This is a genomic window from Streptomyces sp. NPDC059092 (assembly GCF_042756365.1).
Taxonomy (GTDB): Bacteria; Actinomycetota; Actinomycetes; order Streptomycetales; family Streptomycetaceae; genus Streptomyces.
In genome coordinates, this window is record NZ_JBHZEJ010000007.1 from 67,001 (window position 1) to 89,206 (window position 22,206).

At 71.0% G+C, this 22,206-nt stretch carries 18 protein-coding genes, 1 tRNA gene and 2 pseudogenes; 8 read left to right on the plus strand and 13 right to left on the minus strand.

Annotated elements, in window-relative coordinates; translation table 11 throughout:
- Window positions 1–24 precede the first annotated feature (24 nt).
- From ACFXPL_RS06625 to ACFXPL_RS06640, 4 genes are all read right to left on the minus strand, one after another.
- Window positions 25–474 carry a copper chaperone PCu(A)C gene (locus ACFXPL_RS06625; RefSeq protein WP_384913496.1) on the minus strand — a complete coding sequence of 150 codons (450 nt, stop codon included), beginning with the start codon at window positions 472–474 and terminating at the stop codon, window positions 25–27.
- A complete protein-coding gene (locus tag ACFXPL_RS06630) occupies window positions 471–1,130 on the minus strand; it encodes an SCO family protein (protein WP_384913499.1) in 660 nt (219 codons plus the stop codon). The genes ACFXPL_RS06625 and ACFXPL_RS06630 overlap by 4 nt, the downstream gene beginning before the upstream one ends.
- Window positions 1,131–1,296: 166 nt before the next feature.
- A complete protein-coding gene (locus tag ACFXPL_RS06635; protein ID WP_384913502.1) occupies window positions 1,297–2,100 on the minus strand; it encodes a YcnI family protein in 804 nt (267 codons plus the stop codon).
- Window positions 2,101–2,306: 206 nt separating this feature from the next.
- A complete protein-coding gene (locus ACFXPL_RS06640) occupies window positions 2,307–3,137 on the minus strand; it encodes a hypothetical protein (RefSeq protein WP_384913505.1) in 831 nt (276 codons plus the stop codon).
- Between the two features lie 240 nt (window positions 3,138–3,377).
- Between ACFXPL_RS06640 and ACFXPL_RS06645 the strand changes: the two genes are divergently transcribed.
- A complete protein-coding gene (locus tag ACFXPL_RS06645; RefSeq protein WP_384913507.1) occupies window positions 3,378–3,842 on the plus strand; it encodes an ATP-binding protein in 465 nt (154 codons plus the stop codon).
- A gap of 111 nt (window positions 3,843–3,953) precedes the next feature.
- Here ACFXPL_RS06645 and ACFXPL_RS06650 read toward each other — a convergent pair whose 3' ends face one another.
- Both ACFXPL_RS06650 and ACFXPL_RS06655 read right to left on the minus strand, forming a co-directional pair.
- Window positions 3,954–5,435, minus strand: a complete 1,482-nt coding sequence (locus ACFXPL_RS06650) for an aminopeptidase P family protein (protein WP_384913510.1) — start codon at window positions 5,433–5,435, stop codon at window positions 3,954–3,956.
- A 75-nt stretch (window positions 5,436–5,510) separates the two neighbouring features.
- Window positions 5,511–7,174: pseudogene (locus tag ACFXPL_RS06655) on the minus strand (PP2C family protein-serine/threonine phosphatase).
- A 631-nt stretch (window positions 7,175–7,805) separates the two neighbouring features.
- On the opposite strand from ACFXPL_RS06655, the gene ACFXPL_RS06660 reads away from it, so the two are divergent.
- Both ACFXPL_RS06660 and ACFXPL_RS06665 read left to right on the plus strand, forming a co-directional pair.
- Window positions 7,806–8,498, plus strand: coding sequence for a bifunctional DNA primase/polymerase (locus ACFXPL_RS06660; RefSeq protein ID WP_384913513.1), 693 nt, complete (start codon window positions 7,806–7,808; stop codon window positions 8,496–8,498).
- 187 nt (window positions 8,499–8,685) lie between these two features.
- Window positions 8,686–9,366, plus strand: coding sequence for a hypothetical protein (locus tag ACFXPL_RS06665; RefSeq protein ID WP_384913516.1), 681 nt, complete (start codon window positions 8,686–8,688; stop codon window positions 9,364–9,366).
- Between the two features lie 330 nt (window positions 9,367–9,696).
- Here ACFXPL_RS06665 and ACFXPL_RS06670 read toward each other — a convergent pair whose 3' ends face one another.
- From ACFXPL_RS06670 to ACFXPL_RS06680, 3 genes are all read right to left on the minus strand, one after another.
- A complete protein-coding gene (locus tag ACFXPL_RS06670; protein WP_384913519.1) occupies window positions 9,697–10,662 on the minus strand; it encodes a DUF5926 family protein in 966 nt (321 codons plus the stop codon).
- A 231-nt stretch (window positions 10,663–10,893) separates the two neighbouring features.
- Window positions 10,894–11,610, minus strand: a complete 717-nt coding sequence (locus tag ACFXPL_RS06675) for an ATP-binding protein (RefSeq protein WP_384913522.1) — start codon at window positions 11,608–11,610, stop codon at window positions 10,894–10,896.
- Window positions 11,611–11,694: 84 nt separating this feature from the next.
- A complete protein-coding gene (locus tag ACFXPL_RS06680; protein WP_384913525.1) occupies window positions 11,695–12,495 on the minus strand; it encodes a glycerophosphodiester phosphodiesterase in 801 nt (266 codons plus the stop codon).
- A gap of 216 nt (window positions 12,496–12,711) precedes the next feature.
- Here ACFXPL_RS06680 and ACFXPL_RS06685 point away from each other — a divergent pair, with 216 nt between their 5' ends.
- The 3 genes from ACFXPL_RS06685 (at window position 12,712) to ACFXPL_RS06695 (ending at window position 16,129) form a co-directional block, all read left to right on the plus strand.
- Entirely contained in the window at window positions 12,712–14,379 is a 1,668-nt protein-coding gene (locus tag ACFXPL_RS06685; RefSeq protein ID WP_384913528.1) for a S1C family serine protease, read from the plus strand.
- Window positions 14,380–14,576: 197 nt separating this feature from the next.
- Entirely contained in the window at window positions 14,577–15,365 is a 789-nt protein-coding gene (locus ACFXPL_RS06690; RefSeq protein WP_384913532.1) for a GntR family transcriptional regulator, read from the plus strand.
- A gap of 5 nt (window positions 15,366–15,370) precedes the next feature.
- Entirely contained in the window at window positions 15,371–16,129 is a 759-nt protein-coding gene (locus ACFXPL_RS06695; RefSeq protein WP_384913534.1) for a glycosyltransferase family 2 protein, read from the plus strand.
- Window positions 16,130–16,514: 385 nt separating this feature from the next.
- On the opposite strand, the gene ACFXPL_RS06700 is transcribed toward ACFXPL_RS06695, so the two are convergent.
- The 3 genes and pseudogenes from ACFXPL_RS06700 to ACFXPL_RS06710 form a co-directional block, all read right to left on the minus strand.
- Entirely contained in the window at window positions 16,515–17,438 is a 924-nt protein-coding gene (locus ACFXPL_RS06700; RefSeq protein ID WP_384913537.1) for an FkbM family methyltransferase, read from the minus strand.
- An 81-nt stretch (window positions 17,439–17,519) separates the two neighbouring features.
- Window positions 17,520–18,497: a hypothetical protein gene (locus ACFXPL_RS06705; RefSeq protein ID WP_384913539.1), complete on the minus strand. Its 978-nt coding sequence runs from the start codon at window positions 18,495–18,497 to the stop codon at window positions 17,520–17,522.
- A 365-nt stretch (window positions 18,498–18,862) separates the two neighbouring features.
- Window positions 18,863–19,238 (minus strand): annotated as a pseudogene (locus tag ACFXPL_RS06710) (winged helix-turn-helix transcriptional regulator); the annotation flags it as partial.
- Window positions 19,239–19,314: 76 nt separating this feature from the next.
- Between ACFXPL_RS06710 and ACFXPL_RS06715 the strand changes: the two are divergent.
- Window positions 19,315–20,244: an NADP-dependent oxidoreductase gene (locus ACFXPL_RS06715; protein WP_384913542.1), complete on the plus strand. Its 930-nt coding sequence runs from the start codon at window positions 19,315–19,317 to the stop codon at window positions 20,242–20,244.
- A gap of 323 nt (window positions 20,245–20,567) precedes the next feature.
- Window positions 20,568–20,654 (plus strand) — tRNA-Ser (locus ACFXPL_RS06720).
- 134 nt (window positions 20,655–20,788) lie between these two features.
- Here ACFXPL_RS06720 and ACFXPL_RS06725 read toward each other — a convergent pair.
- Window positions 20,789–22,204 carry a tyrosine-type recombinase/integrase gene (locus ACFXPL_RS06725; RefSeq protein WP_384913545.1) on the minus strand — a complete coding sequence of 472 codons (1,416 nt, stop codon included), beginning with the start codon at window positions 22,202–22,204 and terminating at the stop codon, window positions 20,789–20,791.
- Window positions 22,205–22,206: the final 2 nt, after the last annotated feature.

The window sequence follows — 22,206 nt, forward strand, 5'->3', positions numbered from 1 at the left end:
CTTGGTCCGGGGCGGGTCTCGGCCTCAGTGGTGGGCGGGGTTGTAGTTGGTCTCCTTCACGGGAAGCTCGACCTTGATGGGGTCGGTCTTCTCGAAGTGCAGTTCGATGCCGACCTTCTGACCCGGCGCGGGGCGGGACTTGAGGTTCATGAACATGAGGTGGTTGCCGCCGCGTTCGAGATCCAGTTCACCGCCGGCGGGGATGTCGAAGGACTTCACCTCCCGCATCTTCTGGTCCTTGGTCCGGTGGATGGTGACGTCGTCGGAGATGTCGCTGGTGACGGAGGTGAGCTTGTCGTCGCCGCCGCCGCTGTTGGTGACGGTGAGGAAGCCCGCGCCGAGGTCGCTGACGGGGCGTGGCATGTAGCTGTCGCCGACCTTGAGTTCGGGAGTGTTCGGAGAGGAGCAGGCGGTCAGCGTGAGGGTGCTCGTGAGGCCGACAGCGAGTACGAGGGAGGTGGTGCGCCGGTTCACGGGTTCTCGCCCTTGATGATCTTCGGGAGATCCTTGGCGTAGTCGTCCGAGGTGGCGTCCTCGCCGTACAGGACGTACCCGGCGTCGGTCTTCGGCGAGAAGGCGATGACCTGGGTGCCGTGCATGGAGACGGTGGTGCCGTCCTTCTCCTTCTTGGGCGCGTCGATGCCGATGCCGAGCTGGCGTGCGCCCGCCTGGATGGTCGGGAAGTCGCCGGTCAGCCCGACGAAGGAGGGATCACCCGCGCTGGGCAGCCACTTGGCGAGTTCGGCGGAGGTGTCCCGCTCGGGGTCGGTGGTGACGAAGACGACTTGGAGCTTCTCCTGGTCAGCCTTGCTGAGCGACTTCCTGGCGATGGCGATGTTGCTCATCGTCAGCGGGCAGACGTCCGGGCAGTTGGTGTAGCCGAAGTAGATCAGCGTCGGCCTGCCCTTGGTCTCCTCGCGGAGGTCCCAGTCCTTGCCGTGGGTGTCCTTGAGGACGAGGTTCGGCTTCTTGAAGGGCTGGTCGAGGACGGTCGCGGCCTGGGTCTTGGCCTGGGTGGAGACATCGGCGACGGGCTTCGCGGAGTCGTCGCCGCTGCCGCAGGCGGTGAGGGTGAGTGCGGCCACGGCCGCGAGAGCGGCCGCGGTGGTCACGGTCTTCTTGGTGCGCATAAAGCTGTTTCCCGGTGGTGAGTGCGGTGGCGGCCGGACGAGCGGGGCCGGGGGAGTCCCAGCCTCGCTCGCCACGGCCGCGTCGTACGTGGTGCCGTGAGTACGGCGTGTCAGCGACCGCCTGTCAGGGGCCGCCTGTCAGGACGGCCTGTCAGGGACGGGCGTGTCAGGCGGTGGTACGGCGGCGGCCGGCCAGGACGCCGAAGGCCACCCCCGCGGCGCCGACGACGATGCCGACGACGCCGAGGACGCGGGCGGTCGTGTCGCTGCTGTCGGCGGAGGCCGTCCCGGTGGCGCCGTCCTGCTGGGCGCCGGTCTTGGCCGTGGCCTTGTCGGCCGCGTCGGTGCCGGCGGCGGAGTCGTCGTGGTCGGAGCCGGCGGCGCCGTGCCCGTCGCCCGTGGCCGCGGTGAGCTTCAGCACCGGTGCGGGGCTCTGGGGCTCTTCCGCGCCCTCCTTGGGCTCCTCGATCCACCGGACGACTTCCTTGTCGTCGTACGTCTGGAGGGCCTTGAAGACCAGTTGGTCGGTGTCCTCGGGGAGCTGCCCGACGGAGAGCGGGAACTGCTGGAACTCACCCGGGCCGATCTTGCCGCCCGCCGAGGTCCAGGTGACCTTGGAGACGGCCTCGGTGATGGTGTTGCCGTGCATCGTCAGCGGCTTGGCGAGCTTCTCCTTGGTGACGGCGACCTTCCAGCCGGGCACGGGCTCGGGCATCACGGAGGCCAGCGGGTGGTCGGCCGGGAAGTTCACCTCGACCTTGGTGGTGGAGGCGTCGTCCCGCTCGTTGGGCACCTTGAAGTTGATGACGGCGTAACCGCCCTTGGCCGCCTCGCCCTGGGGCTGCACGCCGACATGCGCGGAGGCGGGCCCGGCCAGCAGGAACAGGGCGGAGGCGGCGACACCGCCGACGACGGAGAGACGGGCGACGGCGGGTGAGCCGAAGGACGGCGAGGAGAAGGCTCTGAACACGAAACACTCCACGTGATGAGGGAAGCGGTGATCGGTCGGTGGGCGTACCGGAAGCTCACCCGGCCCGGACCGGTCGAGGCGCTCGCGTGGGCGAGCGCGACGGCACGGCGACACTCCCCGACCGCACGGAGCACCGAAGGAAACGGGCCGGTGGGAGCACGCGGAAGCGCGTGTCCTTGCCGTGTGCGGGGCGGGGGTCTGTCGAGTCAGGCCGCGAGAGCGCATTCGGCCGGTGGGCCGCGCCTGATCACCGTGTGCTGGAGCGTCTCCCCGGCCCGCACCGGGTGAGCGCCGTACGAGGAGGCGTACGCGGCGCGCGGCTCGGGCGTGGGCACGCCGGGGAGCCCGGCGCACAGGGCCCGTACGAGCGCGAGAGCGGCGCGCAGGGCGCGTAGCGGCGCACTGTCCGCGACCTCGTCGATGCCGTCCGCCGAGAGCTTGCCGAGCCGGAGCAGCGCGAGATCGCCGCGCCGCAGCAGCCAGCCGGCCGCGAGAGCGGCCAGCAGGTGCGCGAGCATCATCGGTACGGAGGGCAGCAGCCCGTCGCCCGAGGCGGTGAGTGAACCGGTGGCCGCGGACCCGACCGTCGTCATGTGGTCATGGGCGCCGCCCGCCGCCGAGCCCATCGAGCCCGGTGCGGGGACGCCCGCGTCGGCCAGGACGCGCTGCGCGTCGACGGGGCTCAACGAGCCGGAGCCCGCCCCGCAGACGAATCGCGCGGCCATCCGGATCAGTGCGTCGTCGCTGCCGGCCGGGACGTGGAGCTTGTGCTGACCGACGCCGAACAGGGTGTGCAGACCGAGCTGGCCACCCGCGAGGGCGACGACGACGGACCCTGTGGAGCGGGCGCGGCCCGCCAGCGGCGCGGCGACCGCGAAGACCCCCAGGAACCCGACGAGCAGGGTCCACCAGGGAACGGGCGCGCAGGCCGCCATCGCGTGTCCCGTCGCCGACAGCACGACACAGACCGCGGTGAACACCGCGGCCCTCAGCAGCCGCGGCGCGGCTCCGGCACGTATGCGGACGGGACTGGACATGGCCGGGTCATCATCGCACTGCGGCACCGGGCCCCGTAGGGCAGGTCCGGAAGGTCGGCGTCTGCCCCATGTCAGCCCTTTCATGCGTCATCTCGCCCTATACACGGCGGGCATCCCACTCGCATCCGCCGAATGAGGGCTATCACGTCAATCGTGTGCTTACAGGTCGGCCGGAGGGGCAATACGTATCGGTATGTCTAGCCGCAGCAGCCTGAACAGCCGCAGCCAGGAGGCTGACACATGAGCATCTGGTGGTCTCTCCACTTGCGACGCGAAGCGGCGAGTGTTCCGCTCGCCCGGCGCCTTCTGCTCGACGCCATGCGGACCGCCGGGGTCGACCCGGACATCTCGTTCGACCTGTCGGTCGCCCTCACCGAGGCGTGTGCGAACGCCGTCGAACACGGCGGGGACGAACGTTCCTCCGGGGAGGGGCCCGGCGCCTACCGGGTGACCGCGTATCTCGACGGTGAGCGCTGCCGTATCGAAGTGGCCGATTCGGGTCCCGGTTTCCCGTCCCGGCGGGTGGTGCGCCGCACCGCCGCGACGGCCCAGGCCTCCGCGACCGCCGAGAACGGCCGCGGGCTCCGCATGATCGAGCAGTTCGCCGACCACGTGCACGTCCGTAACCGGCCGGGGCACGGCGCCGTCGTCAGCTTCGACAAGGTCCTGAAGTGGCGCGGGGACGCCTTGCTGAGCGTGGGCTGACGCCTCCCGCGGACTCGGCCCGTGCAGGCCCCCCGGCCGACCGAAGAGGCCGGCCGGGAGCAGCCCGCGAGGAGGCGCGCGAAGAGCGGGCAGGGACGCGCGCCGCCCCGGTCAGGACTGCTTGAGGGCCGCCATCCAGGCCTCGACCTCGTCCGCCCGCCGCGGCAGCCCCGCCGACAGGTTCCGGTTCCCGTCCTCCGTGACGAGGAGGTCGTCCTCGATCCGGACACCGATCCCCCGGTACTCCTCCGGCACGGTCAGATCATCGGCCTGGAAGTAGAGACCCGGCTCGACGGTCAGGCACATCCCCGGCTCCAGCGTCCCGTCCGCGTACGCCTCCCGCCGCGCGGCGGCGCAGTCGTGGACGTCGAGGCCGAGCATGTGGCCGGTGCCGTGCAGGGTCCAGCGCCGCTGGAGCCCCAGTTCGAGGACCCGCTCGACCGGGCCTTCCAGCAGCCCCCACTCGACCAGCTTCTCGGCGAGGACGCGCTGCGAGGCGTCGTGGAAGTCCCGGTACTTCGCGCCGGGCCTGACCGCCGCGATGCCCGCCTCCTGGGACTCGTACACCGCGTCGTAGATCTTCCGCTGGATCTCGCTGTACGTGCCGTTGATCGGCAGCGTGCGCGTGACATCGGCGGTGTAGAGGGAGTGCGTCTCCACACCGGCGTCGAGCAGCAGCAGGTCGCCGGCGCGTACGTCGCCGTCGTTCCGCACCCAGTGCAGGGTGGTCGCGTGCGGGCCCGCCGCGCAGATCGAGCCGTAACCGATGTCGTTGCCCTCGACGCGGGCGCGGAGGAAGAAGGTTCCCTCGATGTAGCGCTCGCTGGTCGCCTCGGCCTTGTCGAGGATCCGTACGACGTCCTCGAAGCCCCGTACGGTCGAGTCGACGGCCTTCTGCAACTCGCCGATCTCGAAGGCGTCCTTCACCGCACGTGCCTCGGAGAGGTGGGCGCGCAGTTCCTCGTCGCGCTCGGCGGTGACCTTGTCGGCCAGCGCCGCCTCGATCCCGGCGTCGTGTCCACGGACGGCACGGACGGGTCCCGTGGCCGCCCGGAGCGCCGCGGGCAGCTCCCGTACGTCCTTGGCGGGCAGGCCGAGAAGCCGCTCCGCCTCGTCGAGCGAGTGGCGGCGGCCGACCCACAGCTCGCCCTGGCCGTCGAGCCAGAACTCGCCGTTCTCGCGGTTGGAGCGCGGCAGCAGGTAGACCGTCGCCCGGTGGCCCCCGGCCTCCGGCTCCAGGACGAGGACGCCGTCCTGGGTCTGGTCGCCGGTGAGGTACGCGTACTCCGTGGACGCGCGGAACGCGTACTCGGTGTCGTTCGAGCGGGTCTTCAGCTTTCCGGCGGGAACCACCAGACGCTCGCCGGGGAAGCGCGCGGAGAGCGCGGCGCGCCGGGCGGCGGTCTCGGCCGCCTGCGGGATGGCGCGCAGGCCGTGCAGCGCGGTGTCGGCCCAGCCGGACTTCATGTTCTCTGCGAGCTCGTCGGACACGCCCGGGTACAGACCGTTCTTCCGCTGTTTGATGGGTTCTTCCGCCGACTCAGGGGTCTCCGGTTCCGGTTCGGGTGTCTCCGGGGTGAGCTCTTCAGCCACGTCTTCTCCTCGTACGAATGCCCATTTTTTCCATCGTATGTGTGAGGGGAAGCGGGGCCGGATCCCTGTGAGGAATCAGTCGAAGCGGGCGGCGAGCAGCACGGCGTCCTCGTCGCCCTCTTCCCGGCGCCCTTCCGGGAGCAGAACCCGCAGGACATGGTCCGCGACATCCCCCGGATCGTTCCGCGCGGACGCCGGGACGCTCGCCGCCGCGGCGTGCAGGCGGGCGAAGGCGCGGTCCATAGGACCGCCGGTACGGCGCAGCAGCCCATCTGTGTAAAGCAGCAACGTTTCGCCCGGCGCTGCCCACAGTTCCACGCTCGGCGCCTGCCATCCGGAGACCATTCCGAGCGGCGCGGACAGGGTCGTCTCGACGTACTGGGTACGCCGGTCCCCGACGATCAGCGGTGGCGCGTGCCCCGCCCCGGCGAACACGATCTTGCGCGGTCCGGGCTCGGCGTACGCGAAGAGCGCGGTGGCCGTACGGGCGGGCTCGGTGAGCCGCAGGAGCAGTTCCAGGTCGGAGAGCACGGCGACGGGGTCCTCGCCCTCCATCACGGCGTACGCGCGCAGGGCGGCGCGCAGCCGGGCGGTGGCGGCGAGCGCGGCGGGCCCCGAGCCGCTGACCGAGCCGACGGACAGGCTCAGGGCGCCCTCGGGCAGCGGCAGCGCGTCGTACCAGTCGCCGCCGTACGCGTGCCCGTACGCCTGCCCGGACTCGCGTCCGTACGCGGGGACGTGTCCGGGGACGTGTGCGGGCCCGTACGGGGCGCGGTCGGCGCGCCGCACGGTGCTGTGGCGCGCGGCCAGCCGTACGCCGGGGATCCGGGGCAGCCGGCCGGGCCGCAGCTCCTCGGCGAGCGCGGTGGCCCGGGCGCGGGCCCGTTCCAGCTCCAGCAGCCGGGCGAGATGGGCGGCGGCGTGGCGGGCGTAGAGGCCGACGAGACGGCGCCGGCGCTCCGCGGGTTCGGCGGGCCCGTCGTACAACCAGACGGCCACGCCGAGCTGTTCCGGCCGCGCCGGGGACGCGTCCGAGGCCGCGGCGGTGCGCAGGGGTACGGCGTAACTCGCCCCGTAGCCGAGGCGGGCGGCGACCTCGCGCTGGCGCTGGTCCGTGGCCGGGTCGGCGAACAGATCGGGTTCGGCCACCCCGTCGCTCACCCGATTGGCGTCCATGTCCCGTACGGATCCGGCCACCGGCCGGGCGCCCGGCCCCGATCCGGAGGGGGACCCGGCACCGTCGAGGAGCAGCCTGCCGTACGCGCTCGCGTGGCGCGGCACGGTCTCCAGTTGGCCGAGATCGGCGTGCGAGAGGCCGAGGCCGACGGTGGCTGCGGGGCCGAGCCCGTCGGCCGGTTCCAGTACCACCAGGCCGCGTGGGGCGCCGACCAGAGCGGCCCCGGCGCGCAGCAGTTCGTCGAGTGCGGCGCCGGGCGAGCCGGTCATGGCCAGACGTTCCACGAGTTCGTGGAGCGTGGTCAGGTCCGAGACCCAGCCGGCCAGCCGGTCCTGGATCAGCGCGCCCGGTGGGGGCGGAATGACGTCGCGCGGCGCGGCAGTGTGCGCGGAAACGGTGACGGCTGAATCGATTCCAGCCACTTTCGGTACGTTAGGGGCGCTCATTGCGGCCGCTCCCCGGTGGGTGCGTTTCGCTCAATAGCATCGCAAACCCCCATGTCATTCTGCACGGCTGGCATTGCATCCACATGTACACGCACAGCAGATGCAATGTCCAGCATTGTCCTGGCGCAGTGGTGGGTTTCTGTGGGATCCTGAACTTGTCCAAAAAATGACCCCCCTGACCATGTTTTGCGATCGACTGAGGGCGTTCAACAGGGGATCTGCCAGGGCTGAGTTCCGCGACAACCCTGGTGGGGCGCCATGGAGCGTCACTCCGAACGTGAGCGTCATTCCGAACATGCTGGGTACGTAAACGGTGACGGACAGGGGCAGTTGGGACCGCCCCGGAACCTGGCGGCGGGACTTGGCGTCTTAACCGCCGTAGGCCACACCCCGTCCCCCGGAGTGGCGAGAAAAGTACAGCGGGACAGCGGGAAACCAAGCGCCCTACCAAGCGCGACACGCGACAGCGGAACAGCAAGCGCCATGCGCACGCCACTCCTCGCCACACGTTCCACCCCGTTCGAACCACGCGGCGAAGCGAAGCCAAGAAGCAACGACGACCGTCCGTGATCCGTCCAGGTACGGTGCGACGCGCCGCGGACCAGGAACGACTGTCCGCGCCTCGGGCAGGGGGCGGCCGAGCGCTGGATGTACGCACGGTGAAGAGATGCACGCACATGCACACGCACACGCAGGGTGTCAGTGTCATGTGGACCCTCGGCGTTCAACGGAAAGGAACGAGCGCTCATGCGCGAGATCCTCGGAAGGCGACGCAGGCTCCGGCTCCGGCGCAAGGGGAGCAAGAAGAGTCCTGCCCAGCTCGACGCGGCGCTCATCTGCGCCTCGGAGTGGGGTTGGCCCGTGCTCCCCGGCGTCGGCCTCAAGGCGGCCGGCGGACGCGGGACCCGCGGCCAGGGATGCGCCTGCCCCGACCCCGAATGCGTCGTACCCGGCGCCCACCCCTTCGATCCCGGACTGCTCGCGGCGACCACCGACGAGCGCATGCTGCGCTGGTGGTGGAACAACCGCCCCACGGCCCCGATCGTCCTGGCGACCGGAGCCGCCGCGCCGTGCGCGGTGAGCCTGCCGGCCGTCGCCGGCGCGCGGGCGCTGGTGGAGCTGGACCGGATGGGCATGCGGCTCGGCCCGGTCGTGGCGACGCCCACGCGCTGGTCGCTGCTGGTGGCCCCGTACACCCTCGAACAGCTCGGCGAGCTGCTGTACGCCAAGGACTGGGTGCCCAGTTCGCTGCGGTTCCACGGCGAGGGCGGCTATCTCGTCCTGCCGCCGTCCGAGGCGGCCGGCGGACAGGTCCGCTGGGAGCGGGAGCCCCTGGCGGGGTCGGCGGCGCCCTGGCTGCCGGACGTGGAGGCGGTCGTGGACGCGCTGGTCGAGGCGAGCACCGGAGCACCGGACGGCGGCAGCAGGCTCGCGTACTGAGGCCACGGGCGACAGCGCGGGCGGCGCGGGCGTAGCAGGCGTACGCGCGGCAGAACGTAGGCGCCGCCGCACGTCGTCCCGTACGCCGGCCGCTTCACTCGTACGGGTGTGAGCCGGGCCGAGTTGTCCGGGAAGTGGCCGCGCGGTGTCCTTGGGCGGCCTGTTCCGCCGTTATGTTCGGCCCACCATGAATCTCCGCATGATCGGGCTCTCGGCCGCCGTGGTGTGCGCCGCACTGGTGCCGCTGGTGGCCTCCGCGGGCTCCCTGGGCCCTTCCCTGGGCTCTCTGGGCTCCCTGGGCTCTTCCGGTCCGGGGGCCGCCTCAGGGACCGCCACCGTGCCCGTACGGGTCCCGGGGCCGGGCTCCACGGACGGACGGTCGCGCACGGACGCCACGGGCGCGGCGGCGTCCACGGATGCCGAAGCGGCCACGGACGCGGCGGCGCGCACGGACGCCGCTGGCGCCGCGGCGCGTACGGGCGTGGCGGGGCGGACCGTCGAGCTGTGCGGGCCCGAAGTCGTCTCTTCCGAGGGCGTCGAGGCGCAGACATGCGTCCTGTCCGACGGTCCTGCCGGGGGCGGCGACACCTGGGGCCGTACTTACTATCGCAATGCGACGGGCGGCGAACTGCTCGCCGTGCTCAGCCTGATGGGCCCGCGTGGGCGCACCGTACAGACGCATTGCGCGGTCGCCGCGGACGGCGAACCGGCGACCTGTGAAACACCGCGTGAGCCGTCCCGGGGAAAGCGTTCCGGCTATCTGGCGATGGCGGAGTTCGCGGCGTCGGGGGCGGGCGGGAGCGAGGTGGCCGAAGGGCCCCTGCTGTTGCGTTCCGGAAGCAACTCCCCCGGCCTCGCGGTCCGTTGACCCGACGGCCGGCAGGGGTGGGCGGGACCGGGAACGCGGACGCCCGGTCGCTGGCGACGGGGGATGCACCAGCGACCGGGCTTCTAGAACGGTAACAAGAGATCGGCGGTTAGCAAATTCGATCCGGCGTATTCGGACAACGAATTACTTGCCAGTACGGCAAGGTGTGACTGGTATCACCGAACTCTTGTGAACTTCTGTGGACTTCCGTGGAACCCTTTGGGATCGCAACCCCTCGGGGGACACGTGGCCCCTTCGGGCGGGGCCCGGCCCGGCGCGCGCCAGCCCGCCGAACCGTCGGTGGCCCGACGGGCTCCGCCCGCCCCGCGCTCAGCTCAGCGTCACCTGTCGGTTGGTGAGGCCGCCGCGCGCCCGGCGCTCGTCGCCCGTGAGCGGGGCGTCGTCGGCGAGGGCCGCCGCCAGCCGCTCGGCGAACTCCGCAGCCGGCTTCTCGCACTCCTCCGCGCCCATCGCGCTCGGCAGGTCCCACACCGGGACGGTGAGGCCGTGCGCCCGGAAGGAGCCGACCAGCCGGGTGCCCTCGCCAAGGCTCGACGCACCGGCCGCGTGCAGCCGTGCGAGCGCGTCCAGCAACTTCTCCTCGGGGTGCGGCATGACCCAGCGCAGGTGGTTCTTCTCCGGCGTCTCGCACCAGTACGCGGCGTCCGTGCCGGAGAGGAGCGCGGTCGGGATGGCGGCGGCATTCGCGCGCTCCAGGGAGGCGGTCACCTCCGGCGAGCTGTTCTCCGCGTCCGGCACCCAGAACTCGAACCCGGAGTGCACGACCGGGGTGAACGGCGCCGCGGGGTCCAGCAGGTCCTGGAGGCGCGGGCCGTCGGCGGGCACCCGGTGGGCGGCCACCGGCCGGCCCGGCTCGGAGTCCAGCGCCCGCCGCAGGGTGTCCGCGAGGTCGCGGCTCAGGTCGCCGGACGACGTGTCGTTCTGGAGGGCGAGCAGGACGGAGCCGTCGTCACGGCGCAGCGCGGGCCAGGCCATCGGCAGGACCGTCGCGAGCGTCACGGAGGGCACGCCCTCGGGCAGCCCGTCCTTGAGCGTCAGTTCGGCGGTGGCGGCGGGCACCAGCTCGCGCAGCGCGACCCAGTCGCACTCACCGGCCAGGCCCTCGAAGGGACGCTGGATCAGCTCGGTGACGGCGTGTGCGGCGGCCCGGCCGTGACACGCCTTGTAGCGGCGGCCCGAATCGCACGGGCAGGGTTCGCGGGCCCCCACCACCGGGACGGGACCGTCCTTGAGCTGAGCCTTCGCGGCCTTCGTCTGGGGGCGCTTCTTGGCCATGGTGGCTTTCTCCCGGGAACGGCGATGCGGTGTCGGCGCGAGCCTAGCGTCCCACTCGGACAGGGCCCGGCCGTACAGCGCCTACGGGGGGAGCGCGGGGCGCCCGCGCGCGCCCGTATGCCCTCGTTCGGACGTACGGGTCCGTCCGGACGTGCGGGTCCGCTCGGACGGACGGGTCCGCACGTGCAGACGGGTCCGCACGTGCGGGTCCGTCCGGATGTGCGGGGCGCGTCAGTCCTTGTCGCCGCGGGAGTCCGCGAAGTCCAGTCCACCGAGATCGTCGATCCGGCCGAGATGACCGAGGCCACCGAGGCTGTCGAGCCCGTCCAGTCCCTCGAAGCCGTCCAGTCCTTCGAGGTCGTCGAGGTCGCCGAGCCCGGTCAGGGCGGGGGCCGTGACGCGGGTGGCGAAGTCCTCGCGGCGGTGGCCTTCGGTGACGATCACCCAGACCGTGACCTCACCGGTCGCGCTGTCCCGTACGCCCCACTCCTGTGCCAGCGCCGAGATGATGTTGAGTCCTCGGCCGCCGCGGGCCGTGACCGAGGGGGTGGCCGGAATGGGCCGGGTCGGGCCGCCGCCGTCCGTCACCTCGACCGTCAGCCGTCCCGCCTTGTCGACGCGCCACTCCGCGCGGATGTCGCCGTCGCCGATCTCCGAACGCCCCAGTGGTCTGCCGTGCCGGCACGCGTTGCTGACGAGTTCGGAGAGAATGAGCACGGCGTCGTCGACGACCGACTCCGACACCCCGCTGCGGCTCAACTGCTCGCGCATACGGTGCCGCGCCTGACCCACGCCCGCAGGGCCGTGGGGAACGGCCATGCAAGACGACGTGGGTACTTCCTGTGTCACCACAAACGCCACCCCCGAGACCTCCTTTGCCCCACGCCACGGTGTGAATGCCCCAACGGCCCGAACCGGAAACCGGCCGGGCGGGAGCCTTTGACGCACTCGTACCGATCGCCTTTACGACGAACGCGCCGGTGCACACCCGGCCACCTTCCGTAGCCGGGCGGTGGCCGGACGTGGCGGGCGTCAGGTGGGCCGGCCGAGCTGGGCCAGCACCTGACGGGGGCGGTTGGTGATGATCGCGTCGACGCCGAGACGTACACAGAGGTCGACGTCCTCCGGTTCGTTCACCGTCCATACGTGGACGCGGTGGCCCGCCTGCTGGAGCCGGGTGATGTAGCCGGGATGGTTACGGACGATGCGCATCCCGGGCCCGGCGATCCGCGCGCCGGCGGGCAGCCGTCCGTCACGCAGCCGGGGCGAGACGAACTGCATCAGGTACACGGTCGGGAGCTGCGGCGAGGCGTCCGCGATCCGGTGCAGCGAGCGCGCCGAGAAGCTCATGACCCGTACGCGGGATTCCGCGTCGCCGGGGGCGTCCAGGCCGAAGCGGCGCAGCAGGTGCAGCAGCCGGTCCTCCACCTGGCCGGCCCAGCGGGTGGGATGTTTGGTCTCGATGTCGAGCTGGAGGGGGCGTCCGGCGTCCGCGACGAGTTCGAGGAGCCGTTCCAGTGTCAGTACGGAGGTGAGTTCCGGGTCCCGCCAGTCCGGGCTTTCCTCGCTGTCCTTCCAGGAGCCGAAGTCGAGCGCCGCGAGATCGGCCAGCTCCAGGGCGGAGACCGCGCCGCGTCCGTTGGAGGTGCGGTTGACGCGCCGGTCGTGGACGCAGACGAGATGGCCGTCGGCGGTGAGCCGTACGTCGCACTCAAGGGCGTCCGCGCCGTCCTCGATGGCTTTCGTGTACGCGGCCAGGGTGTGCTCGGGGGCGTCCTCCGAGGCTCCGCGGTGGGCGACGACCTGGATGCTGTGCTGTCGTGCTTGGGTCACCGCGTCATGGTGTCATCGTGACGGGGTAGGCGGGTGTTCGAAGGGGGCCGTTCCGGGGTCTCCTGCAGGCCTGTCCGTAATGTCCGGAGTAAAGGTTGGCGGGCAGATACACAGGTCCTGCTTACAGTGGTCTGACGTGCTGTGGGAAAAGCTGACCGCAGACACTTGCACAGCGGACTCTTGCCGAAGACCGAGTGGAACCGAGGAGAAAGAGCTGTGAGCACCGAGAACGAGGGCACCGCGGGCCCCGCCGTCCCGTCCGTACCTCCCGTACCGGATGCCGCTCCCGAGGGCACACCCGCGTCCGCTCCGCGAGAGGTCGCACGAGAGGCCGCGTCCGAGCCCACGGACCAGCAGCACGCGTCCGAGCCCACGGACCAGCAGCCGGGCCGGCCACCGACGGACCCGCAGGCGCCCGCCCCGCAGGCGCCGGCCCCCCACATGGCGTACCCGCAGGACTCGGTTCCGCGGACGCCGGGCGCGGCGCCGGAGCAGCCCGCGGGCGCCCCGCAGCAGCCGGGCCCGCCACCGCGGTCCCCGTACGCCGCCCCGACACCCCCCGCCCACCCCGCGCCGGAGTACGGGGCTCCGCTGCCGCCCCCCGGGCCTGTCCCGGTCGGCGCGTCCGTGGGCGCGCCCACCGCGGCGCAGCCCGCCGGGGCCGGCTGGCCGCCGCCCCCGCCCGTACTCCCCTCCTACGGAGGCGGCGGTGACGGCGGCTCCTGGGGTACGCCGATGCCGGGCCACGAACCGAAGCCCCCGCGCGGTCGCGCGGGCGGTCTGATGGCCGCCGTGCTCGTCGCCGCGCTCGTCGCGGGCGGTGTCGGCGGCGGCATCGGCTACTGGGCGGCGGAGAACAACAGCAACGGCTCCACGGGTTCCACGACCGTCTCCGCGGCGGACACCCCGAAGGAAGTCAAGCGTGACGCGGGTACGGTCGCCTCGGTGGCCGCCAAGTCGCTGCCGAGCGTCGTCACGATCGAGGCGAAGGGCGGCAACGGCGAGGGCGGTACGGGCACCGGCTTCGTCTACGACAAGGAAGGCCACATCCTCACCAACAACCATGTGGTGGCCTCCGCGGCCGAGGGCGGTGCCCTCACCGCGACCTTCTCCAACGGCAAGAAGTACAACGCCGAGGTCGTCGGCCGGGCCGAGGGCTACGACGTCGCGGTGGTGAAACTGAAGAACGCGCCCGCCGGGCTCACCCCCCTCCCCCTCGCCAATTCGGAGCAGGTGGCGGTGGGCGACACGACGATCGCGATCGGCGCGCCCTTCGGGCTTTCCAACACGGTGACGACGGGCATCATCAGCGCCAAGAACCGCCCGGTCGCCTCCGGCGACGGCTCGGGCTCCAGCAGCTCGTACATGAGCGCCCTCCAGACCGACGCGTCGATCAACCCGGGCAACTCCGGCGGACCGCTGCTGGACGCGCGGGGCGCGGTCATCGGCATCAACTCCGCCATCCAGTCGGCGGGCAGCGGCGGCCTGGGCCAGTCCCAGGCGGGCTCGATCGGCCTCGGCTTCGCCATCCCGGTCAACCAGGCGAAGAACGTCGCCGAACAGCTCATCAAGACGGGCAAGCCGGTCTACCCGGTGATCGGCGCGACGGTCACGATGGGCGAGACGAGCGAGGGCGCCAAGATCGCCGTGGGGGGCGAGGGCGGCGCCCCCGCGGTCTCCCCGAACGGCCCGGCGGCCAAGGCGGGCCTGAAGGCCGGCGACGTCATCACGAAGTTCAACAACATCCCGATCGACAGCGGCCCGACCCTGATCGGCCAGATCTGGACCCACCAGCCGGGCGACAAGGTCACGATCACCTACAAGCGCGGCGGCAAGGAGTCCACGACCCAGGTCACGCTGGGCGAGCGCGAAGGCGAAAGCTGAGGCTGAGGCCACGCTCCTGCGGGCCCACGCGACCCGCGGGAGTTTCCCCGGTTCCCCGTCGTCGCGGGAACCGCGGGAACCGCAGGACCGCAGGTGAGGCGGGGCACCGGCCGTCCCGGTGCCCCTTCGCCTCCGTGGGCCCCGCCCCCACAGCCGTCGTATCCTGGCGCCGTTGTACGAGAAGGCGGTGAGCGCGTATGGCCAAGGCGTACGAGCGGATCGCGGACGAGCTGCGAGAGTCCATCCGCGCGGGTGGGCTCCGGCCCGGTGACCGCCTTCCCTCGGAGACGAAGCTCGCGGAGCGCCACCACCGCAGCGTCCCCACGGTCCGCGACGCTCTCCGGGTGCTTCAGGACGAGGGCCTGGTCGAGAAGCAGCACGGCCGGGGCAACTTCGTCCGCAGGGCCCGTACGAAGGTGCTGCGCGGCAACGGCCGTCACCAGTGGGAGAAGAACCGGGCACACCAGCCGGAGGCCCAACGGCTGGAGACGGGCTCCACCGAGCACGACACCGGCCTCTGCGTCGGCGACCTCGTCTTCCACGCGGCGTACCGCGAGACCAAGGCGGACGCGAGGGTCGCCGAGGCGCTCGGCATTCCCGAGGGAAGCGCCCTGGTGGAGCGTACGTACCGGACGCGGCACGCCGCCGAGACCGCGCCTTTCGCGCTGGTCACCTCGTACCTCGTGCGCGCGCTGGTCGAGTCGAACCCGAAGCTCCTGGACGCGGCCAACGAGCCGTGGCCGGGCGGTACGCAGAACCAGCTTCTCTCGGTGGGGATCGAGCTGGACCGTATCGAGGAGCGCGTGACCGCCCGGCCGCCGACCCCCGAAGAGGCGGCGGAACTGGAGCTGCCGCCCGGGACGTCGGTCCTGCTGTGCCGGAAGACGTCGTTCTGCACCGAGGGCCGTGTGGTGGAGATGTCCGAGGTCACGCTCTCCGGTGACCGTACCGAGATGCTCTTCGTCACACCCCTGGAAAGGTGGTGAGTGCCGTGCGCCGGCGCATCATCGTCATTACCGCCGTGCACGCTCCGTCCGCGCACTTCCTGCCGGACGCGTACAAGTCCCTCGTCGAGCAGGAGTTGCCCGAGGGGTGGGAGTGGCACTGGCTGATCCAGGAGGACGGCCGGAGCGACGAGGTCGCCCCGTACGTTCCGGACGATCCGCGTGTGACGTTCACGCAGGGGCGGCCCGGCGGCCCGGGTACGGCCCGTACGCTCGCGCTCGCGGTGGCGGACGGCGAGTACGTCAAGGTCCTGGACGCCGACGACCAGTTGGCGGCGGGGGCGCTCGCCCGTGACCTGGCCGCGCTCGAAGCCGACCCGACGATCGGCTGGGCGACGTCGCGGGTGCTGGATCTGCTGCCCGACGGTTCCACGGTCGGCTTCCCGGGTGACCCGGACGAGGGCCCGATGGAGCGCGGCACCGTACTGGATTACTGGTCGGCGCACGACTTCCTGGCCCAGGTCCACCCGGCGACGCTCTTCGCGCGCCGCCATCTGGTGCTCGCGCTCGGCGGCTGGATGGCCCTGCCGGCCTCCGAGGACACCGGGCTGCTGCTCGCGCTGGACTCCGTCAGCCGGGGCTGGTTCTCGTCGGAGGTGGGGCTCCTCTACCGCAAGTGGCCCGGCCAGGCGACCGGCCAGGCCGCCCACACCGACCCGGCGGAGCGCGACGCGCGCATGGCGGTGGTGGAGGCGCGGGCACGGGCCCTGTCGGGGCTTCGGTGGAGCTCCCCGGCCACGGGCTGAGCCCTTCCCGTACGGCCACTGGCCTGAGGCATCTCCCCGCGCGCCCGTACGCCCGTACGCCTGAGCGACCTGCGGACCGTCACCTCTCCTTGCCGTACCGCACGACGTAACCGATGGCCAACAGCGTTCCGAGGATCCCCAGTCCGAGCAGTCCGGCGACCTCAAGGATCCCCACACCGTTCACGGCGCCCCGTATCGAGCCTGCGATTCCTCCGACGGCAGCGCACATCCCGAGGACGAACGTGCGCGATCCGCGCGGTCGGAACCAGTGGGCGAGGCGGCGCCGGCGGCGCTGGGTGGGGCGCGTACCGCGTGAACGTGTCACTCGTACCTCGTCGGTGAAGGGCCGGGAAGGCTCCAGCCCCTCAGTCCCCGACCGCTCGCGTCAGCCCAGCGTCTCGGCGTCGACCCGGGAGAAGATCAGGTCGCACTGCCCGGCGATCGGTCCACGCCATCGCTCGGGAACGGTCGACGTACTGCGGATCGCCAGGGGGTAGCTGTCGGGCAGGTAGTCGTTGGCGATCTGGTAGACGTTGAAGCCGTGTTCGCGCATGGTCGCTCGCAACTCCTCTGCGGAGTCTCCGAGTTGAGTCATCCGGCCGGGGGCCACCTCCACCGCGATCTCCACGTCCGGCCGCAGCTTGTCGAGCAGCGGCACCATGCCCCGTACGACCGACCCCTCGGCGCCCTCGACGTCGATCTTGATGACCCGGGCGTGGGCGATCTCGTCGGGCTCCAGCAGTTCCGTCAGCGGAACGGTCTCGGTCTCGAAGGACGATTCGGCCGGCCCGTCGTACGGGACGATGCTGTTCGCCCCCAGGTTCGCCGAACTGGCCAGCACGAAGGTGACCTTCTTCCGGCTGTCGGAGACGGCGGCGTTGACCGCCCGCACGTTGCGGCAGTCGTTGAGCCGTACGTGCTGCACCACCCGCTCATGGAACGCCGGCGAGGCCTCGACGGCCACGACCCGTCCCGCGTTCCCGACGAGGCCGGACGCGAGAACGCTGTAGTACCCGATGTTCGCGCCGATGTCGACGAAGGTGTCACCGGGGCGGAGCCGGCCCTGCAGCCATCGTGTGATGTGCGGTTCCCAGACCCCGAAGACGTACAGGTACCGCTGGATGAAGTCCTGGGTGTCGACGGCGAACCGGGCACCGAACCGGGTGTGCACGACACGCTGCCGGGGGTGGTCCCGCAACCGGGGATTCACATACCGCGCGGCGAGCCACGCCTTCCCGAGCGATCCAGGGGCGTCACGCACATAGCCACGGCCAAGAGTGCCCAACGAGTCCGAGATGTGACTGGCCATCCGATGCCCTCTCCGCCTGGTCCTACGCGAACCGTAGCGCCGGGGACAACGGTCGTGCGGGCACGGGTGAACATCGTTGAGCTAACGACGCATGGACGCGCTCGGGGTGTCGCCGCGCTGAGCCTGATCGGCGCGCTCCACGACCACCTGAGCCAGTTTCTCCGCATCAGCACCGGCGTCCTTACCACTGGCGGCTCTCACCAGCACCGTCCCACTGCGCGCGATCACCTCGCTGAACTCACCGTGACGCCATCCACTGCGGTCGTCCCCGAAACCGCCCACATCCGTCTGCGTCGCGGAGCCCTCCTCCGACAGGGTCTGACGCAACTCCGTGTAAAGGTCCGCGGCGGCGCCTTTGGACGTCGCGGCGTACACGATGAGTTCGGCCTCTTTCCATTTGGCCGTGGCGCCGCCGAGCAACTTCGCACAGTCGGCCTGCCCGCCACACCGCTCGGCCTTGGGCTGCTCCGTCACGGTCCAGCCCGACGGCACGCTGCCCTCGTCGGGCACGACGCTCCGCACCACCACGGGATCGTCCAACGGAGCCGCCACTCTCTCTTCTCCCTCTTCCCCGCTCGCGCGGAAGACCAGCACCGCGGCCACCGCGAAGATCAGCAGGAGGGCGAGAGCGACGGCCTGATTGGTGCGTGTGTTGTGGATCGTGAGCGGGCCGAGGGAAAGATTGCCCTTGACCTTGTTACGGCTCCCACCGATGTTGATGCCCGGCTGCCCCGCGGACACGGGCGGGTGGGCCCCCGCCACGGCCCCTGTCACGGCCTCGGCCACCGCGCTGTCCAGTCGCCGCCTGAACTCGGGATCCTCCAGCACCTCGTCGAGCAACGCGCTGCTGACCGCCGCCCGCGCCGGTTCGGCCGCTCTGTCATCGTCCGACGCGTCCGCCGACTCCAGCTCGGCCAGAGCACGCCGCCCCTGCGGCGACTGCCCCAACCGCTGCGTGATCACTTCTCCGACCCGCGTCCCCACGGCCGAAGCCGCGCTCCCGGTCGCGGACGACGCCACCAGCCGGACCGCCGCGGCGACTAACTCTGTCGGCTCCATACGTTCCCCCCGTGGTGAGCGAGCTCGTACGTCGCTTTGCGGAGGCCCCCGGATGGCCGCGGCGCGACAGGCTCGTTCAGCAGCACCTCAACCGTACCCACAACCGATGTGAACTAGTCCGCGCCGGCCGGGCCGCCCATCCCCGCCAGGGCATACGCGCCCGAGCCGGTCAGCCGGTACCTCAGACGAACATGGCGCATGGATGTCCCCCAGGGACAACTGGATGTCCCCCAGGGACAACGAACGTGGGCAGATCATGAGGCCTGCGCGGTCGGACGCCTCAGCCTGCGATGGGCTGAGGCGAGCCGGTTCAGCCACGAACGGGCACTTCGTGAACGACCAGCGTCCTGGCGGGGGTCGCAGCCGCTATGGGCGACCGGCTCGGGGATCGGCGTCGAGCGCGTCGAGCACCGCGTCGCCGTTCTCCCTCGCCCACTCGGTCAGCATGTGGATCGGATCGATCAGCGTCGCCCCGAGCGGGGTGAGCTCGTACTCGACGCGGGGCGGCACCTCGGCGTAGGCGTGGCGGCGGATGAGTCCGTGCGCCTCAAGCCGTCGGAGCGTCTGGGTGAGCATCTTGCGGGAGATGCCGCCGATCAGCTCGATCAGCTCGCCATGGCGCACCGGGCCCTCGCTGAGGCCGTAGAGCACGACCGCCGTCCACTTGTCGGCGATCAGCTCGACCGCCAGACGCCCCGGACAGTCGGCGAGAAAGGGATCGCCGGGACCGAAACCGCTCATGGCGCCAAAGGTACCTGCTGGTTCCTATCGGATACATAGCCTGAGTTCTCTCCCCCCTTCCAAAGCCAGGAGAGTCATGCGAGTCATCACCCAGCAGACGCTCGGCGGTCCTGAGGTGCTCACCATCGTGGACGCGCCCGAGCCCCAGCCCCTCCCGACCGAGGTTCTCGTCCGTGTCGAGGCGATCGGGCTGAACCCGCTGGAGGCGCTCCTGCGCGCCGGCGAGTTCCCCCCGCTGATCGGCCGGCCGCCGTTCGTCCTCGGCTGGGACATCAGCGGCGTGGTCGAGGAGGCGCAGACGTGGCGGTTCAGGCCCGGCGACGAGGTGTTCGGGATGCCGCTGTTCCCGCGGGCGGCGAACGCGTACGCCGAGTTCGTGTCGGCGCCGGCGTTGCACCTGGTACGCAAGCCGGCGTCGCTCTCGCACGTCGAGGCGGCGGCGCTGCCGGTCGTCGGACTGACGGCGTGGCAGGGCCTCGTCGACCTCGGCGGCGTGACCGAGGGCGACCGCGTCCTGGTCCACGGCGGTGGTGGCGGGGTCGGCCACGTCGCGATCCAGATCGCGAAGGCGCTCGGCGCGTATGTGATAGCGACCGCCGGCGGGAGCAAGCGGAAGTTCGTCGAGGGGTTCGGCGCCGACGAGGTGATCGACTACACGGCGGTCGACTTCACCGGGGCGGTCCGCGACATCGATGTCGTGCTCGACACGATCGGCGGCGACACCGTCGAGCGGTCGCTCGAAGTGCTCCGCCCGGGCGGTCACCTGGTGACGGCGGTCGCCGAGGGGGACGCGGAGCTCATCGCCAAGTACGAGGCGGCCGGCATGCGCTTCAGCGGCATCGCGGTCGACCCCGATCCGGTCGCCCTGCGAGGTCTCGTCGAACTCGTCGAACAGGGCAGGCTCCGGGTCCACGTGCAGGAGACGTTCCCGTTCGAGCGCGTCACCGACGCGCACCGGCTGCTCGACGGCGGTCACCTCCAGGGCAAGCTCGTCCTCACCCTCTGATCCCGTCGTGGGGCCTCGCGTGAGTGATGCCCCACTGACGAACGGCTGGTAGACCTCCCGCCTACGGTGCAGGAGATCGCAGACCCCCCCCGCGACGATTCCGAGACGTTCCACGAGGCGACTCGGGTGGACCTCGGGGTGCGGGGGAACGTTACCGGCGACGACCATCCGGAGCGGGATCTCCCGCTGTCGTCCACCTCGCCGTGACAGCGATGCCGAGTTGCGGACCATGGGGGCTGTGGCCATCCTCCGGCCAGGGCATACGCGCCCGGGCCGGCCAGCCGGTAAGCTGTAGCCGCTCCGCCGCTGGTGGGCGGGGCGTGGGTGGGTTGCCCGAGCGGCCTAAGGGAACGGTCTTGAAAACCGTCGTGGCAGCGATGTCACCGTGGGTTCAAATCCCACACCCACCGCACAGGTCAGAGAAGTAGCAGGTCAGGGAAGGCGTCTCCGGTGTGGAGACGCCTTCCGTGTGTTCACCTTGTCTCACCTCGTACGCGTGAATCCCGGTGCTGATCAGCCCGTGTGGGCCATGTGTGGGCCAGGATCACCCGTCATCGTCGCTGCTCAACTCCTTGTCGATGAGCTGATTGGATCGCGTCTGGGCTCCGCGCAAGATCTTCGCGTAGAAGCGGTAGAGCACGGCGATGCTGTGTCCCGCCCGCCGTGCGACTTCGACAGGGTCAACACCCGCCTTGATCCATAGGGAGACCCCGGCGTGCCGCAGGGAGTAGGGAACTTCAGCGAGTGGACTCTTCACCTCGGCAGAGGTCAGAACCTCGCTCCGGGCCATGCTCCACACCTCGCAGTACTCGGTGGAACGGATGCGTCCGCCTCGCGCTGCCCGGAACAGACGGCCGTCGGGGGCCGTGCCGAACCGGCGCTTGTGCTCACGGAGCAACCGGACCAACGCGGGTGGCGCGGGCACCGAGCGCGTGGCGCGGCGCGCCCGCCGCTTCAGTCCACGTTTCTCGTACGACTTTCCGTTGTCGGTCCACCCGGAGCCCACTTCCGGGCGGCTCTCCTCCAACAGAAGCTCTCCCCATTCTTCGGCGGACCCCTCGGTGTCCGGAGGGAGGCGACAGTCTGTGTCCTTGAGTGAGGCGATCTCACCAGGACGCATTGCCGCGTAGTAGATGCAGCCGAAGAACGCTTCAAGGTGCTCGCCGCGCTGCCCCTGTCCCTTCACTGCCGCCAGCAGTCGACGGGCGAGCGCGGGACCGGGGACGTAGCGGAAGTCCACCTCGTCATCCGTCGCGGGTGCTGTCCAGTCGACCCGTAGCAGAGGGTTCCTGGTCAGGTATCCCTTCTCCTCCACCGCGTACCGGAGCGCGTTGCTGAACACCATGAGCTTGCGCTTCACGGTGTTCTCGGCAGCCTTGCCGCCGTCAAGCTTCCGGGACAGTGCTTCGAGCGCGGGACGGAGCCTGTCAGGCTCTTCAAGTGCGGTGACTTTCAACGAGTTCTTGGCCAACCAGTCGAGCGCGGCGCGCACATCCGCCGGCGGCGACTCGATGTCGAGACGGCAGACAACCTTGTCCTTCTCATCAGTCACGGCGCGGAAAGCCCAGGTGTAGAGAGCGCGACGCAAGACCTTCCGGTCGGGAGCACCACGCGTAGTGGTGACCAAGGCCGGGGTCACCACGGCGAGCCCCTCCGCGATGCCGGCCCGGTGCTTCGCGGCGGCGCCAGGCCACTTCATGAGGGCGTACGCCTTGGCGTGTTCGTACCAAGTCGGCGTGTTGAGTGCCGCCAACTCAGAGGCGGGGAGTCCGGATTCCTCGTCGAATTGCTGCCGGTCGCGGAGCGCCGCCATCAACTCGGAGCGCCGACCGTCCGCCTGAACTTTGAGCTTGAAGCTTCGCGAGTGAGGTCTCGCGCCAACTTTCCACCGCAGTTCGAAAGGCTTGGGACGCCCCTTTCGCTGCCTGATCGACCAGATGTCTACGTCGTACGTGAGCATGT